Source organism: Streptomyces sp. NBC_01775, assembly GCF_035917675.1.
Taxonomy (GTDB): Bacteria; Actinomycetota; Actinomycetes; order Streptomycetales; family Streptomycetaceae; genus Streptomyces.
In genome coordinates this window covers 3,149,084-3,164,196 of sequence record NZ_CP109104.1, presented here as the reverse complement: position 1 = coordinate 3,164,196, position 15,113 = coordinate 3,149,084, and the positions used below count along the sequence as shown (strand labels likewise).

The following is a 15,113-nucleotide window of genomic DNA, read 5'->3' as shown; positions in this document are numbered from 1 at the left end:
CTGCGGGGTGCTGGAATAGGGAGCGCCGATGTGGTGCTGTGGCCGTCATGGCATACAACGCACTCCTTGGCCGGGTCGGCATCTGGGCCGCGGCACTGCAAGCCTTCGACCCGGCGCGTCAGCCCCAGGTCGACGAGGCCGCCGCCGAACTGGACGAGCTGGGCTACGGCGCGCTCTGGATCGGCGGCAGCCCCTCGCCCGACGCGGCCCAGCACCTGCTGTCCGTGACCTCCCGGGCCGCCGTGGGCACCAGCATCCTCAGCATCTGGGATCACGCGGCGCCCGAAATGGCCGCCCGGCACGCCCAGTTGACCGATGAGTACAAGGGCCGCTTCATCCTCGGCCTGGGCGTCAGTCACGAGGAGAAGCCGACCGGCAACGACTACCGCACCGGCCACCCGCTCGCCGACCGCCCCTACTCGGCCATGCGCGGCTACCTCGACGTACTGGACAACGCGCCGCGCCCCGTCCCCGCCGCCGGCCGTGCGCTGGCCGCGCTCGGGCCCAGGATGCTGGAGCTGGCCAGGGAGCGCTCGCTGGGCGCGCTGCCCTACCTCATCACGCCCCAGCACACCGCGGAGGCCCGCGACATCCTCGGCGCCGACCCGCTGCTCGCGCCCGAGCTGAAGGCGGTCCTCGTACCGGCGGGCGGCGACCGGGACGCGGCGCGTGACACCGCTCGCGACTACCTGGGCAGGTACCTCGGCTTCGCCAACTACCGCAACAGCTGGCTCCGGCTCGGCTTCACCGAGGCCGACTTCGAGGGCGGCGGCAGCGACCGGCTGATCGACGCGGTGTACGCCATCGGCACCCCCGAACAGATCCGCGCCCGCGTGGACGAGTTCCTTTCCGCCGGCGCCGACCACGTCGCCCTCCAGGTGGTCACCGCGAACACCGGCAAGGACCTTCCGCTCCCGGAGTGGCGCATTCTGGCCGAGACCCTGCCGGTGAACGCCTGAACCGCGTCCCCGCGCGCCCCTGGTCACCCGTATGGGCGATCAGGGGCGCGAATCCGTGCGACGAGCCGTACGCGCTGCCGAGACTGTCCCGGACAGGCAGGGAGGCGCACCAGGACGGTTATGGCCGAGCGGAACGCGGAGACGCAGGAATCGCAGATGCTGGTGGAGGAGTTCGAGACCATCGCCTCTGCCTCCCCCGGAGACCGTCACGCTGGAGTTCCTCAGCGGACGGTTGGGGGTCAAGAAGGCGCCGGACGGAGATCATGCCGAGATCATGAGGTGGCTGCTGACGCGGTGCGTGCGGCAGCTCCCGGATCTGTGGTTGTACGCGGCGCGCGGCCTGATCGTGGAGGCGTACCGCAAGGGGCGTGCGCGGGCCGACGGAGTACTGGCGCCTGACGGACACTTCGCAGCGCATGGGGAGTGGCCGGAGGCCGAAGGCGTGCTGATGACGGTGGAGGTCACCTCGTACGACCAGGACACCGACAGTCGCGACCGTCGGGAGAAGCCGGCTGCCTATGCGGCGGTCGGCATCCCGGTCTGTCTGCTGGTCGACCGGGACGAGTGCACCGTCACCGTGCACAGCGGTCCGGATCGCGGCCGGTACCGCGATCCGCACACGGTCGCCTTCGGCGAAGAGGTGGCCCTGCCCGACCCGGTCGGGATCACGTTGGGGACCGAGGAGTTCAAGAGGTACGTGCGCTGAGCGCGTGAGGTGGATCGCTCCTGGTGGGGAGGTCTGTCGGGACGGCGGCGGGGCGGCGTAGCGTCGGGGTCATGTTTGCTGCCTACGCCGCGCGTATCGACAAGGAAAAGCCGCTCGACGGACTGGAGCTGGGCGACCGTCCCGAGCCCAGGGTTCCGCCCGGGTGGACGGCCGTGACGGTGAAGGCGGCGTCGCTCAACCATCACGACCTGTGGTCGCTGCGCGGGGTCGGCCTCAGCGAGGAGTCGCTGCCGATGATCCTCGGCTGTGACGCCGCGGGAGTGGACGAGGACGGGAACGAGGTCGTCGTGCACTCCGTCATCGGCCAGACCGGGCACGGGGTCGGGCCCCGCGAGCCCCGCTCGATCCTCACCGAGCGCTACCAGGGCTCCTTCGCCGAGCGGGTCGCCGTCCCGCAGTGGAACGTGCTGCCCAAGCCGAAGGAGCTGTCCTTCGAGGAAGCCGCCTGCCTGCCGACCGCGTGGCTCACGGCGTACCGGATGCTCTTCACCAACGCCGGGGTGAGCCCCGGCGACACCGTGCTGGTGCAGGGCGCGGGCGGCGGCGTGGCCACCGCGGCGATCGTGCTGGGCGCGGCGGCTGGTCTGCGGGTGATCGCGACCAGCCGCGAGGAGGCCAAGCGTGAGCGGGCCCTCGCCCTGGGTGCCGAGGCGGCGCTGGAGCCCGGGGCGCGGCTGCCGCGCAGGGCGGACGCGGTGCTGGAGACGGTGGGCGCCGCCACCTGGTCGCACTCGGTCAAGTCGCTGCGTCCCGGCGGCACCCTGGTCATCTCCGGCGCCACCAGCGGCCCCAACCCGCCGGCCGCCGAGCTGAACCGCATCTTCTTCCTGGAGCTGAAGGTCGTCGGCTCCACCATGGGGACGAAGGAGGAGCTGGCCTCGCTGCTGAGCTTCTGCGCCGCCAAGAACGTGCGGCCGGTCATCGACTCGACGCTGCCGCTGGACCGGGCCCGCGAGGGCTTCGCGAAGATGGCGGAGGGCGACCTGTTCGGCAAGGTCGTCCTGACGCTCTGAGGCTGCCGCAGATTTTGAGGCCGCTGCTGAGGCCCCCGGGGAGGGGGCCGTCGCGGAGCTACTCGGGGTCGGGGGCGTGCTGGGACGTGTAGGACGCGAAGGTCGGGATGCCCGCCCTGGCACGGTAGAGGTCGACCTTCTCCTCGTCCTCCATCGGCCACGGGATCGGGTTGCCGTCGCTGGTGACGCCCTGGATCTGGGTGCCGTAGCGCTGCGGCAGGCCGGTGTTGACGTGGAGCCGGTCGCGGAGGAAGGCGAGGTGGCGGCGGCCGTCGGGACCCGCCGTCCCGTCCTTGACCGCGCGCTCCAGCAGCTTGACCGCCAGCCGCTGCACATCGAGCTGCCGGTCGGCGTGCTGGGCCACCAGCCATGCCGCGGTCGCCGCCTCCTCGCCGACCTCCTCGATCGCCGGCCACCGGCCGCGCTCCTCCAGCAGTGTGCGCAGCCGGTCGCCGTTGCGCGCCGTCAGCCGCCGCCAGGCGAGCTGTTCGGTGAGGCTCTCGCTGTTTGCCTTGCGCGAGGTCGCCTCGTCCTCGGCCTTCATGGTGCGGAGTTCGTGGATGAACGCGGCGTTGTCGCCGTCCTGTTCTGCGGTCATGCCGTTCATCCTAAGAACTCCGCGCCGGTGGGCGTCCCGGTCGGCCGCCGGAGGACGGGCCGGTGCGGTGGAGGAGAGGAGCGGCTGTCAGTGGGGCCTGCTTGGGTGGGCGCATGCTGAGAGTCGGATCAGTGGTGATGGGCGCCTCGGACGTGCCGCGTGCGGCGGCGTTCTGGACGGCTGCCCTGGGGCTTGTCCCCCGCGAGGAGATGGCGGACGACTGGGTGGTGCTGGTGCCCGAGGGCGGGGCGTCCGGGGTCCAGCTCGCACTGGGTCTGAGCGGGACGCCGCCCCAGGAGCATCCGCGCATACACCTGGACCTGTACGCGGGGGACGCCGCCGGCCAGGCGGCCGAGGTCGAGCGGCTGGTCGCCCTCGGGGCGCGCCGCGTCGAGTGGGACCTCTATCCGGAGGACGCGGATTTCGTCGTCCTGGCGGATACCGAGGGCAACGTCTTCTGCGTCATCGACACCGCTCACGGCAACGAAACGGCTCAGGGCACCGGCACCGCTCACGGCTGAGCGGCGGTCCGGTCCCGCTCCGGTGCGGGGGAGGGGGTCGCCGGTTCCGCCGTCACACGGATCTTGGACTGGCCGTGGCCGAGCCGCTCCCAGTCCTCCATGAAGCGGGCCCGCAGCCCGTGCCGTGCGGCGAGGCCCGTCAGGGTCTCGGTGCGGTAGTAGAAGTCCTCGCGCAGCACCTGGTGTTCGGGGCCTACGGTGCGGTCGAACGTGAAGTCGAAGAAGCCGCCGGGTGCCAGCACCCTGCCCACATGGGCCAGGCACTCGTCGATGATCTCGATCGGGGAGTGTGAGAAGACGCTGTGCGCGTGGACGACGTCGAAGTGCCCCTCGGGCAGGAAGTCCAGGGTCAGGTCCTGGACGAGGGTCAGATGCGGAAGCCTGTCCTGGAGGCTGTGGGTCGTCAGGGTGCGCTTGGCGGCGATCAGCACGTCGGGCGAGATGTCGATGCCGTAGTAGTGGCCCGGCTCCAGGTAGTCGATCAGGCGCCAGCCCGCGCGCAGGTTGCCGCAGCCGATGTCGAGCAGGCGTGAGTGCGGCGTGAGGCCGTGCTCGCACAGGTACGCGAATTGCAGCTCGCCCAGCTTCAGCCAGCCCTTGTGGGTGGCGCTGCCGACCGCGGCCTCCGGGTCGCGCCGGGTGTCGGAGGCCATCACGGCGCGGTAGTAGCCGACGTGGTCGCGGTGCTTGAGGGCCAGCCAGCGGTCCCGGACCGCGCGCCGGACGTGCGCCGGGATCCGCTGCGGGTGTGCCACGGCGTAGCGGGCCTTGTGGGCGAGAGCGGTCCGGTCGATGGAGAGGTTCTTCCTGCTGGCCATGCGCGCTCCGTCGGGTGGCGGGGTGGCGGGCCCCGGGATGCTTGTAGGACGGGATTCCCGGTACCAGTCTGAGCGCATGTGCTGACGCGCCGTCAGTTCGACGCGCCGGGCGACCCGGGTGAGGGCCGCTCGGCGTCTCGTCCGGCTTCCCGCGAAATTGCCTGGTGGCGGAGGGCCGGCTCTGCCAGGGTGCGGGCCGGAGGTCCGGAGGTCCGGAGGTGAGCGAGGTGAGGAAGGTGAACGGTGTGGGCGGGACGGGGGCCACGGCGGCGCGGGACGTGACGGAGCTGCGCCGCAGCGTACGGAGCGGGCCGCGGGCCAAGTACCTCTTCTTCTGGGGGCACCACCCGCCCGGCCGCGGCGGGCTCGGTCCCGGGTGTCTGAGCCAGTGGTGGCCGGCGCGGTTCACGGCGGACGGCGTCGGATACAGCAGCGCGGAGCACTTCATGATGGCCGCGAAGGCCCGGCTGTTCGGCGACGCGGAGACCGAGGAGCGCGTGCTCGCGGCTCCGCATCCGGGTGCGGCCAAGGCGCTGGGCCGTCAGGTGCGCGGCTTCGACGAGCGGGTGTGGGAGCGCGAGCGGTACGGCATCGTCGTACAGGCGTCCATGGCCAAGTTCGGGCAGGACCCGGCGCTGGGGGAGTTCCTGCTGGGTACAGCGGGACGGGTGCTGGTGGAGGCCAGCCCGCTGGACCGCGTCTGGGGGATCGGTCTGGCGGCCGACGATCCGCGCGCCGCGAACCCCGACCGCTGGCGCGGCCTCAACCTCCTCGGCTTCGCGCTCATGGAGACCCGCGCGACGCCGGCGCGGTGACCTCGCCTCCTGCTGACCTCGCCTCGCGGTGGCCTCGGTCGGCGGTGACCTCGCCTCGCGGTGGCCTCGGTCGGCGGTGACCTCGCCTCGCGGTGGCCTCGGCTTCGCGCTCAGGGGCCGGCCCGTGCGGCCAGCTCCGTCAGGCGCGCGGTGGCCTGGCCGACCGTCGCCGCCACCAGCTCGGCGACGGTCGGCAGGTCTGCGATGAGGCCCGCCACCTGGCCCGAGGCCATGACGCCCGCGTCCGTGCTGCCCTCGACCATCGCCGCTCGCAGCAGCATGGGAGTGTTGGCGGCCAGCAGAGTCTGGCTGAGGGTCAGGCCCTTGCCGTGGCGCAGGGCGCGGCCGTCGCGGAGCATGGCCGTCCAGGACAGACCCGAGTGCTTCTTGAAGGCCGCCGCGTGCCGCACGGCCCGCAGCAGCGAGGCAATCCGGCCCGAGGACTCCAGGGCCGCGACCATGTCGCTGCGCAGCATCCGGTGCGGCAGTCCGTCCACCTTCGTGGTGACGGTGACATCGGTGACCCGCGCCGCCAGATAGCGCTCCTTCACCGCGTCCGGGACGGTCGACTCCTTGGTGAGCAGGAAGCGGGTGCCCATCGCCGCGCCGGCCGCGCCATAGCACAGCGCGGCGGCCAGGCCCCGGCCGTCGTAGAAGCCGCCGGCGCCGATGACGGGCACCCCGACCGCGTCCACGACCTGCGGCAGCAGCACCGAGGTGGCGACCTGTCCGGTGTGGCCGCCGCCCTCGCCGCCCTGTACCAGTACGGCGTCGGCGCCCCACGCGGCGACCTTCTCGGCGTGCCGCACCGCGCCGACCGAGGGGATGACGACGGTCCCCGCGTCCTTGAGGCGGCCGATCAGCTCCTGGGAGGGGGCCAGCGCGAACGAGGCCACGCGCACGCCCTCCTCGATCAGCAGCCGCACGCGCTCGCCCGCGTCACCCGCGTCGGCGCGCAGGTTGACGCCGAAGGGCGCCTCGGTGCGGGACTTGACCTCCCGTACGGCCTCGCGCAGTTGCGGCAGCGTCATCGTCGCCGAGGCCAGGATGCCCAGCGCCCCGGCCCGGGCCGTCGCGGAGACCAGGCGGGGGCCCGCCACCCAGCCCATGCCGGTCTGCACCAGCGGATGGCGTACGCCCACCAGCCGGGTGAGCGGCGTGCTGAGCGGGGCGGGGTCCAGCGGCGCGCTCACGCCCTGACCTCGCGGTCCCGGGCGCCGTGCGGGTCCAGCACCTCGCGGATCAGCCGCAGTTCGGCGGGGGTGGGCTCGCGGGTGAGGGGGACCTCGCCGGTGGTTTCCAGCGGGAATCCGGTGCGCTCGCGCACCTGCTCCACCGTCACGCCCGGATGCACGCTCGCCAGCCGCATCCGGTGCCGCGGCGCGGCGAAGTCGAACACGGCCAGGTCGGTCACCACGCGCCGCAGCCCGTGGAAGCGCGTGGCGGCCGGGCCCGCCTCGACGGCGCGGTCGTGGCCGACGCCGCTGACCACGTCCACGCGTTCGACGAAGACCCGGGTGGAGTGCCTGGGCACCCAGTACGAGACGGGGTGGTTGACGGTGTTGGAGGGCGCGCCGCGCGAGCCGAGGAGCTGGCGCTCGGGGCGTGCCCAGTCGCCGATGCAGGAGATGTTCTGGTTGCCGTAACGGTCCAGCTGACTGGCACCCATCATCATGTGCCGCTTGCCGCGCGCCGCCAGCGACAGGTGCTTGCGGTACGGCAGCCAGCCCTCGACGCTCTCCGGGTCCTCGGGCGTGGCCAGCAGCAGGGCCTCACCGTCCGTCAGGAGCAGGTCGGGGCTGAACGTCAGCCGCGCCAGCCGCGCCCCGAGCGCCGGAACGGTGCCCGCTGTCGCCGCCAGCACCTCCCCGTCGCCGCGCCAGGCCTCGGCGCAGGCGACGACGCAGATCTCGGCGCGGGTGGGGGCGTGGGCGAGGGTGTCGGGGCTCGTGCGCGTGCTCGTCACGCGGACTCCTCTCGTCCGGGGCGGTCTGCGGGGGTGTCACGGAGACCGGCCGCGGGGGCGCCATGGAGGTCCGTTGCGAAGTCGTCGACGGCCCGCTGGTAGGCCGCCTCGTCCCCGGCCAGGAAGCGGGCCTCGAACTCCCGCCAGGCCGCGGGATCCGCCGCGGCCCGGACGTAGGCGCGCTGGAACGCCTCGTCGCGGCCGTAGTCGGGGGCGCAGGCGGTGAAGTGCGCGCCGTGCGGGGTGTGCAGGACGCCGGTGACGTTCTGCCGCTGCACCAGCAGGGTCTGTGGCGGCCCCTCGAAGCGGTCCACGAGCCGCTCGCAGGACACGTACGCGCGGTCCGCCGCTTCGGTGAACAGGTCGTCGAAGAAGGGGTCGGGCCCCAGCGACTGCCCGTTGCCGCGACGGTCGGCGCGGTTCATGTGGACCAGGGCCGCATCCATCCGCAGCGCGGGCGCCGCCATCAGCGTCTCGCCGTCCTCGTAGGGCGAGGTGACCGTGCGCAGCCGGGGGTTGTGGCGCGGTACGTCGGAGCCGAGGCCGCCGCGTACGGGCATGAACGGCAGCCGGTGCGCGGCGGCCGTCAGCCCCCACAGGAACATCGACTCGTCCCACTCCTCGAACGCGAAGGCCCCGGACTGGCGTGCGGTGCGGAAGTGCGGCTCCAGCGGGACCGAATCGAGCGTCACGAAGGGCGCGACGAGCTTGCGGATCCGTCCGGCCGCCGCCAGCAATCCGACGTCGGGGCCGCCGCAGGAGATCACCGTCAGATCCGTGACGTCCGTCCGCAGCAGCGCTCTGACCAGCGCCATCGGCTTGCGTCGCGCGCCCCAGCCGCCGATTCCGAGGGTCGACCCGGACTCGATTCGGGCCGCGAACTGATCGAGTGTCAGCGGTTTCGGCGGTTTCGGCGTCGTGTCCATCTCACTTCCCCTCCCCGCCGGCGAAGGCGGCGCGGTGCCGGGCCGCGACGCCGGAGAGGTTCGCCTCGAAGGTGAAGCCCTGCTCGAAGCGGTAGCTGCGGCGCACATCGACCGGGTCGATCCCGTTGATCGCCTCCTTGGCCAGCCGCAGCAGATAGCCGTCCTTCGCCGCGATCTGCCCCGCCAGCTCCAGGGCGCACTCCCGCAGCGCGGCCCGGTCCGGGGCGATCTCCCAGACCGCGCCGTGCCGGTGCAGTTCGCGCGCGGTGAGGGTGCGGCCGGTGTAGTAGAGCGGACGCATCAGATGGGCGGGCAGCAGCCGCGCGAGGTGGGTGGCGGCTCCGAGCGCGCCCCGGTCCAGCTCGGGCAGGCCGAACGTGGCGTCCTCGGTGGCCACCAGCGCGTCGGCGTTGCCGATGAGGCCGATGCCGCCGCCGAGGCAGTGGCCGTGCACGGCGGCGATCACCGGGACCTCGCACTCGTAGACGGCGGCGAACGCCGCGAAGCAGCCGCGGTTGGCACCGATGAGTGCCTCGTGGCCCTCGGTGCGCCGCATCTCCTTGATGTCGACGCCCGCGTTGAAGCCCCTGCCCGCGCCGGTGAGGACGACCACACGGGTGCCTGGGTCGCGGCCCGCCGCCGTGAGGGCTGCCGCCAGGTCGTACCAGCCGCGCACCGGGAGGGCGTTGACCGGTGGGAAGTCGACGGTCACCACGGCGACGCCGTCGCGTGGGGTGGAGGTGGAGACAGTCATGGCGGGATCAGCTACCTTTCCACCTAACGTTTGTTTGGTGAGAAGCTAGCAGCGTGCCGCACCTCGTGGAAGAGGGCAGTGGACGGCGGGCGGCAGCGGGTGGTGGGCAGCGGGCGGCGGCTACGGCAGGGAGCAGCGTCACCGGTCAAGCCGGTGACCGAAAAAAGGGGAGAGCGATGAGCGTGGTGGTCGTCACCGGCGGGACCCGGGGCGTCGGCGCGGGGGTCGCACGGGCGTTCCTGCGGGACGGGGCCGAGGTCGTCGTGTGCGGACGCAACGCGCCGGAGCGCCCCCTCGCGGCGGCGGGGCGGGAGGCCCGCTATCTGCCGCTCGACGTCCGCGACCCGGCCGCCGCCGAGGAGTTCGTCCACCGCGTCGCGCGCGACCACGGCGGCCTCGACGTCCTGGTCAACAACGCGGGCGGCACGCCGTACCGCCCGCTGGCCGAAGGGGAGCCGCACCGGCACGCGCGGGTCATCGAGCTGAACCTCCTCGCGCCGCTGCACCTCTCCCGCGCCGTCCATCCCGTCATGCGGCAACAGCCGGGCGGCGGCGTGATCCTGATGATCGGCAGCATGAGCGGCACCCGCCCCTCGCCGGGTACGGCGGCGTACGGCGCGGCCAAGGCGGGGCTCGCGTCGCTCGCGGGTTCGATGGCGGCGGAGTGGGCGGGGGACGGGATCCGGGTCAACACCCTGGTGCTCGGGATGGTCGGGACGGAGCGGTTGCGGGACCACTTCGGAGGCGGGGAGGGCTTGGGCCCCGCCCTTGACCGCACCGTCCCCCTGGGGCGGCTGGCCGAGCCGGAGGAGGTGGGCGAGGCGTGCGTCTTCCTCGCCTCGCCGCGCGCCCGCTACATCACGGGCGCCTCCCTCGCGGTCCACGGCGGCGGCGAACGGCTTGCCCTGCACGAGACGACGGCACGAGAGAGCGAAGGCGAGAGCGAACGAGACAGCGAGGTCCAGAGCGAAGGCGAGGCGAGAGCGTGACCCCGGCCCGGAGCACTGCGACCCCCGACAACGAGGAGCCAGCGATGAACCAAGGACTCGCCCGAGACCGCGTAGTCATCGTCACGGGTGCGGGGCGGGGCCTGGGGCGGGCGCACGCCCTCGCGTTCGCCCGCGCGGGCGCGCGCGTCCTCGTCAACGACCTGGGCGTCGCCCTGGACGGCGAGGCGGGCGGCGAAACCCCGGCAGCCCAGGTGGCGGACGAGATACGGCTGCTGGGAGGTGAGGCCGCCGTCTCCACCGACGACATCGCCGAAGCCGACGGCGCCGCCCGCCTCGTGCGCACCGCGCTCGACCGCTTCGGCCGGCTGGACACCCTCGTCAACAACGCGGGCTTTCTGCGCGACCGGATGCTCGTCAATCTCGGCGAGGACGACTGGGACGCCGTCATCCGGGTCCATCTCAAGGGCCACTTCCTGCCCATGAAGCATGCGGCGGCACACTGGCGTGCCGAGGCCAAGGCGGGCCGCGTGCCCCGGGCGCGCGTCGTCAACACCTCCTCGGGCGCGGGCCTGCTGGGCGCCGTCGGGCAGGGCAACTACGCGGCGGCCAAGGCGGGCATCGCCGCGCTGACCCTCGTCTCGGCCGCCGAGTTCGGCCGCTACGGCGTACAGGTCAACGCCGTCGCACCGGCGGCGCGCACCCGGATGACCGAGCGGACCTTCGCCGAGGACATGGCCGCGCCCCAGGACGGCGGCTTCGACGCCATGGCACCGGAGAACGTCTCGCCCCTGGTCGTCTACCTCGGCTCGGACGCCTCCGAGGGCGTCACCGGGCGCGTCTTCGAAGCGGAGGCGGGCCGCGTCACCGTCATGGACGGCTGGCGGCGCGCGGCGCAGGCCGACAAGGGCGCGCGCTGGGAGCCCGGGGAGCTGGACGGCACCGTCCGCGACCTGCTCGCCAAGTCGCCCGAGCCCGAACCGGTGTACGGCGCCGGGTGAGCGGCTGCGGGCCGCCCGACCGCACCGACCGCCCCTCCGGTCACTGCCCGAGGCGGCCGTCGATCAGCTCGCGGAGGAAGTCGGCGTGGCCCATGTGGCGCGCGTACTCCTCGATGAGGTGCACCACCACCTCGCGCAGCGAGACCGGGTCGTCCTTGTCCGCGCCGACGACATCGAGTCCGGGGGCCTCGGCGATGAAGCGGTCGGTGAAGGCGGCCTCGGCGCGCCACGTCGCCCACGCCTCCTCGACGACCGCGGGGTCGGCGACCGCGCCGTCGAAGTCGCCGTCGGGCCGCTCAAGGCCGCGGTAGAGCCTGGGCGCGTCCAGGCCCGCCATCGTGCGCCGGAACCAGCTGCGCTCCACCTCGGCCAGATGCCGGACGAGACCCAGCAGCGACATCGTGGACGGCTCGACGGCGCGCCGGGCGAGCTGTTCCGCGTCCAGGCCCGAGCATTTGATCTCCAGCGTGAGGCGCTGGCAGCGCAGGAACTCCTTCAGGGTCTCGCGCTCGTTCCCCGGACTCGGCCCGTTCTCCCGAGGGTCGTCCTCCAGCGCCAGGAACATGTCGGCCCTCTTGGCGGGCGCTCCCGCGCTGGCGGGCCGCGTTCTTGACCCGGTCGCCTGTGCTTCTGATCCGGTGGGCCGTGCCGCAGAAGTCATCCCAGCAGAGTGGCGGGTCGACTACCCCGCTGCCAAAGGGATTTCGCGCACCCGCTCGATACGGTCCAGGTCTCCGGCGAGCAGCGCCCGGTGGGAGAGGGCGAAGTCGCCGTTGGGCAGCGATCCCTCGACGTGCGTGCCGAGCACGGTGTCCGGCAGGAACGCGCGCAGCTTGTGCCGCATGCCGTACGGATAGTCCACCGGCGCGCCCCAGCCCTCGGGTGCCTCGTCCGTGCCGAACAGCAGCCAGTGGTCGACCGGAACCTCCGCCTCCAGGTCGGGCGGCGCCCCGGTGTGGCAGTCCAGCGCGGGGAGCGTCAACAGGTCGGCGTCGTACGGCTGATACCACATCAGCAGCGGTTTCGCCCGCCCCGCCTGCGCGTTGTCGAAGCAGCACACGGCCATGGCACAGCCCGGATAGCGCTCGGCGTAGAACCGCAACAGCTCCGGATCGAGCGCCGGGCGCTTGTGCGCGGGCACCTGGGAGAGCGCGGCGGGCAGCGCGGTCGGGTCGGCGGCCAGCAGCACGGTGTAGATGTCGTGCTCGAAGACCTCCACCTCCGGTGCCGCCCCCCACCCCATCCACGCGATCGGGTCGGGCGAGGCCACGGAACGCGGCCGTACCGCGTCCACCATCCGGTCCAGCACGTTGGAGTCGCGGCCGACGGAGAGGAAGTTGTGCCGCGTCATCCGCGCCGCGGGCAGGTGCAGCAGCATCGCGTTGGGCCCGTCGGCGAGGTTGACGGCGGTGTTCTGGTAGCCGAGCACATGTACGAGTCCGTGCTCGGGGTGGTGGCGTCGGCCCAGGAACAGCGTGGTCCCCGAGAACTCGGCGGGGGCCATGGAAAGACACATGACGCGCCCCTAACCGGCCATACCGTCGCCGAGACCGCCAGGCCCCCCGGGCCCGGTGGCCTGGAACGGAAGGTGGCGCCAGGGGCTGCCCGGATCCGTGGTGAGAATGCGGTGCGGGGAGAGGGCGGAGGAGTACATGTGGCCGAAGGACTCCTCGTCGAAGCGGAGGGCGCGGCCGAGGATGTAGCCCGCCGAGAAGTCCTCCCAGGAGGTGTAGGTCTCCTGGCACAGCTCACCGGCGCGGACGATGGCCTGTTCGGCCTCGGCGGGCTCGGCGAAGCGGGCGCCGACGCCCCATCGCGCGTAGTTGACCGCCCGGCCGTAGTCGTAGCCGAGCGCCGAGGTCACATAGCCGTCCGGCGGCAGGAGGCCGTCTGCGCGGAAGCGGGACTCGTAGCGGACGATCTGACGGATGAGGCCCTCCACCACCTCCGCGGTCTCCCGCGGGGCGCCGCGCTCCTGGAGCGTGCCGGCCGCGACCTGCTGCCAGACCTGCGGGTCGGTGTGCGCGCCCGGCTGCTGCCGTACCAGCTGCTCGCGCACCCACAGCGCGAACTCCGGCTCCGCGGGGCTGTTGCGGCCCTCCAGCAGATACGTCAGCTGACCCGTCCACTCCACGCGGTCGGTGGTGCCCCACGAGTCGCGCAGGATCTCGGTGTCCTCGCGGAAGTCCTTGTAGACGTCGCCGACCTCGTTCCACACCACCTGGTTGTGCACCGCCAGGTGCGTGCCGCAGGCCAGGCCGTGCGCGAGGGGGCCGTGCAGCGGGCCGTCGTACCGGGTGACCAGCGCGTCGTCGTCGTGGCCCCGGTCGGGCACGTCCTTCTTGAGCGCCTTCCAGTGCCGCCGCTTGCGCCGTGCGTCGGGGAAGAACGCCTCGGTGGGCGTGCCCGGGTTCACCAGCAGCCCGCGCAGCTCCTCGCCCCACCACTCCTCGGGGGCGAGCGGCAGGCTGATGTCACAGGCGACGACATCGGGGCGGCGCGGCAGCAGTTCGCCGCGCGTGTAGACGGCGAAGTACTCGCGCCCGTCGGCGGCCTGGTACGGCAGCCAGGTGGTGGTGAGCTTCTTGACCTTCTCCCGGCGCGCGTACGCGAACGCTCCCGCGCCCAGCAGCACTCGCAGGTAGCCGTCCCAGTCGCCCCGTGACTTGGCCTCGAACAGTGCCCGCTCCACGTCGGTCGGCGGCGTCCAGCTCGCCGCGTTCCCGGCCGTCCCCTGTGTCGGTATCCCCATGGGCGGGGAGCCTAACGACTGACCCGCGGCCCGCCGGCGACAGGGCCGCCACGAGGGTGTCACGAGTGTTCGACAGGGCGCGGCGGGGTGTGGGGGAGCCGGGGTCAGAGGCGTTCGACGATGGTGACGTTCGCCTGGCCGCCGCCCTCACACATGGTCTGGAGACCGTAGCGGCCTCCGGTGCGTTCGAGTTCGTGGAGGAGGCTCGTCATCAGCCGGGCGCCGGTGGCGCCCAGGGGGTGGCCCAGGGCGATGGCGCCGCCGTTGACGTTGACCTTGTCCGGGTCGCAGCCGGTGTCGGCCAGCCAGGCCAGGACGACGGAAGCGAACGCCTCGTTGATCTCGACCAGGTCGATGTCCTCCAGCGTCATCCCCGCCTTCTTCAGCGCGTACGCGGTCGCCGGGATGGGGGCCGTCAGCATGCGGATCGGGTCCTCGCCGCGCGCCGACAGGTGGTGCACGCGGGCGCGCGGGGTCAGGCCGTGGGCGGCGACCGCCTCCTCGGAGGCCAGCAGCAGCGCCGAGGACGCGTCGGAGATCTGCGAGGAGACCGCCGCCGTCAGCCTGCCGCCCTCCACCAGCGGGTTGAGGGCGGCCATCTTCGCCAGGCCGGTCGCGCGCCGAGGGCCCTCGTCCACGGCCTGCTCGCCCCACGGCGCGATCTCGCGTGCGAAGCGGCCCTCGTCGGTGGCCCGCAGGGCGCGCTCGTGCGAGCGCAGCGCCCAGCGCTCCATCTCCTCGCGGCCGATGCCCCACTGCTCGGCGATCAGCTCGGCGCCGTGGAACTGGTCGACCGGCGCGTCACCGTAGCGGGCCCGCCACCCGGACGAGCCCTGGTACGGGCCCCCGGTCAGGCCCAGCGCCTCGCCCGCCTGACGGGTGGCGTACGCGATGGGGATCTGCGACATGTTCTGCACGCCGCCCGCGACCACCAGGTCGGCCGTGCCGGACATCACCGCCTGCGCCGCGAAGTGCACCGCCTGCTGCGAGGAGCCGCACTGCCGGTCGACGGTGACGCCGGGCACCGACTCGGGGAGCCCGGCCGCCAGCCACGCGGTGCGCGCGATGTCGCCGGCCTGCGGGCCGACCGCGTCCACACAGCCGAGGATCACGTCCTCGACCGCTTCCGGGTCCACCTCCGTGCGCTCCATCAGCGCGCGCAGCGCGTGCGCGCCGAGGTCGGCGGGGTGCGCGCCCGCGAGCGCTCCGCCGCGCTTGCCCACCGGAGACCGGACCGCTCCGACTATGTACGCCTCGCCGCGTGCCATGGCGCTCACTCCTTCTGGTGGCTGGGTGGGCCAGGTGGCTTGCCGGCC

General features: G+C 73.1%; 16 protein-coding genes and 1 pseudogene. 7 read left to right on the top strand and 10 right to left on the bottom strand.

Annotated features, from left to right (window positions below; translation table 11 throughout):
- Positions 1 to 47: 47 nt before the first annotated feature.
- From OHB04_RS14070 to OHB04_RS14060, 3 genes and pseudogenes are all read left to right on the top strand, one after another.
- The gene (locus tag OHB04_RS14070) at positions 48 to 959 is read left to right on the top strand and encodes a TIGR03620 family F420-dependent LLM class oxidoreductase (protein ID WP_326807550.1); all 912 of its coding nucleotides are present in this window, start codon (positions 48 to 50) and stop codon (positions 957 to 959) included.
- Positions 960 to 1,079: 120 nt separating this feature from the next.
- A pseudogene (locus OHB04_RS14065) lies at positions 1,080 to 1,665 on the top strand (Uma2 family endonuclease).
- A gap of 71 nt (positions 1,666 to 1,736) precedes the next feature.
- Entirely contained in the window at positions 1,737 to 2,699 is a 963-nt protein-coding gene (locus OHB04_RS14060) for a zinc-binding dehydrogenase (protein WP_326688025.1), read from the top strand.
- Between the two features lie 58 nt (positions 2,700 to 2,757).
- Here the strand turns inward: OHB04_RS14060 and OHB04_RS14055 are convergent, their stop codons facing one another.
- A complete protein-coding gene (locus OHB04_RS14055) occupies positions 2,758 to 3,297 on the bottom strand; it encodes a DUF6624 domain-containing protein (protein WP_326688024.1) in 540 nt (179 codons plus the stop codon).
- A gap of 113 nt (positions 3,298 to 3,410) precedes the next feature.
- Between OHB04_RS14055 and OHB04_RS14050 the strand changes: the two genes are divergently transcribed.
- A complete protein-coding gene (locus OHB04_RS14050) occupies positions 3,411 to 3,818 on the top strand; it encodes a VOC family protein (RefSeq protein ID WP_326807549.1) in 408 nt (135 codons plus the stop codon).
- Here the strand turns inward: OHB04_RS14050 and OHB04_RS14045 are convergent.
- Positions 3,809 to 4,636, bottom strand: coding sequence for a class I SAM-dependent methyltransferase (locus tag OHB04_RS14045; protein WP_326807548.1), 828 nt, complete (start codon positions 4,634 to 4,636; stop codon positions 3,809 to 3,811). The genes OHB04_RS14050 and OHB04_RS14045 overlap by 10 nt on opposite strands.
- A gap of 227 nt (positions 4,637 to 4,863) precedes the next feature.
- Between OHB04_RS14045 and OHB04_RS14040 the strand changes: the two genes are divergently transcribed.
- Positions 4,864 to 5,451, top strand: a complete 588-nt coding sequence (locus OHB04_RS14040; RefSeq protein ID WP_442814838.1) for an NADAR family protein — start codon at positions 4,864 to 4,866, stop codon at positions 5,449 to 5,451.
- 110 nt (positions 5,452 to 5,561) lie between these two features.
- Here OHB04_RS14040 and OHB04_RS14035 read toward each other — a convergent pair whose 3' ends face one another.
- Genes OHB04_RS14035 through OHB04_RS14020 form a run of 4 tightly spaced genes read right to left on the bottom strand, consistent with a single transcriptional unit; the run spans position 5,562 to position 9,097 of the window.
- Positions 5,562 to 6,644 carry an NAD(P)H-dependent flavin oxidoreductase gene (locus tag OHB04_RS14035; protein ID WP_326807547.1) on the bottom strand — a complete coding sequence of 361 codons (1,083 nt, stop codon included), beginning with the start codon at positions 6,642 to 6,644 and terminating at the stop codon, positions 5,562 to 5,564.
- Complete coding sequence (locus OHB04_RS14030) at positions 6,641 to 7,417, bottom strand: CoA-transferase subunit beta (protein ID WP_326807546.1); 777 nt, start codon at positions 7,415 to 7,417, stop codon at positions 6,641 to 6,643. Before OHB04_RS14030 ends, OHB04_RS14035 begins: the two co-directional genes overlap by 4 nt.
- Positions 7,414 to 8,343 (bottom strand): CoA transferase subunit A, encoded by a 930-nt coding sequence (locus OHB04_RS14025; protein ID WP_326688019.1) that lies wholly within the window; start codon positions 8,341 to 8,343, stop codon positions 7,414 to 7,416. Before OHB04_RS14025 ends, OHB04_RS14030 begins: the two co-directional genes overlap by 4 nt.
- A gap of 1 nt (position 8,344) precedes the next feature.
- Positions 8,345 to 9,097 carry an enoyl-CoA hydratase family protein gene (locus OHB04_RS14020; protein ID WP_326807545.1) on the bottom strand — a complete coding sequence of 251 codons (753 nt, stop codon included), beginning with the start codon at positions 9,095 to 9,097 and terminating at the stop codon, positions 8,345 to 8,347.
- Positions 9,098 to 9,273: 176 nt separating this feature from the next.
- Between OHB04_RS14020 and OHB04_RS14015 the strand changes: the two genes are divergently transcribed.
- Together OHB04_RS14015 and OHB04_RS14010 are read left to right on the top strand one after the other, a co-directional pair.
- On the top strand, positions 9,274 to 10,086 hold the full coding sequence (locus tag OHB04_RS14015; protein WP_326807544.1) for an SDR family oxidoreductase: 813 nt from the start codon (positions 9,274 to 9,276) through the stop codon (positions 10,084 to 10,086).
- A 44-nt stretch (positions 10,087 to 10,130) separates the two neighbouring features.
- Positions 10,131 to 11,045, top strand: coding sequence for an SDR family oxidoreductase (locus OHB04_RS14010; protein WP_326807543.1), 915 nt, complete (start codon positions 10,131 to 10,133; stop codon positions 11,043 to 11,045).
- 40 nt (positions 11,046 to 11,085) lie between these two features.
- On the opposite strand, the gene OHB04_RS14005 is transcribed toward OHB04_RS14010, so the two are convergent.
- The 4 genes from OHB04_RS14005 to OHB04_RS13990 form a co-directional block, all read right to left on the bottom strand.
- On the bottom strand, positions 11,086 to 11,610 hold the full coding sequence (locus OHB04_RS14005) for a DinB family protein (RefSeq protein ID WP_326688015.1): 525 nt from the start codon (positions 11,608 to 11,610) through the stop codon (positions 11,086 to 11,088).
- Positions 11,611 to 11,727: 117 nt separating this feature from the next.
- Positions 11,728 to 12,561, bottom strand: coding sequence for a hypothetical protein (locus tag OHB04_RS14000; RefSeq protein ID WP_326807542.1), 834 nt, complete (start codon positions 12,559 to 12,561; stop codon positions 11,728 to 11,730).
- Between the two features lie 9 nt (positions 12,562 to 12,570).
- A complete protein-coding gene (locus OHB04_RS13995; protein WP_326688013.1) occupies positions 12,571 to 13,797 on the bottom strand; it encodes a DUF1266 domain-containing protein in 1,227 nt (408 codons plus the stop codon).
- Positions 13,798 to 13,901: 104 nt separating this feature from the next.
- Entirely contained in the window at positions 13,902 to 15,065 is a 1,164-nt protein-coding gene (locus OHB04_RS13990; protein WP_326688012.1) for an acetyl-CoA C-acetyltransferase, read from the bottom strand.
- Positions 15,066 to 15,113 lie beyond the last annotated feature (48 nt).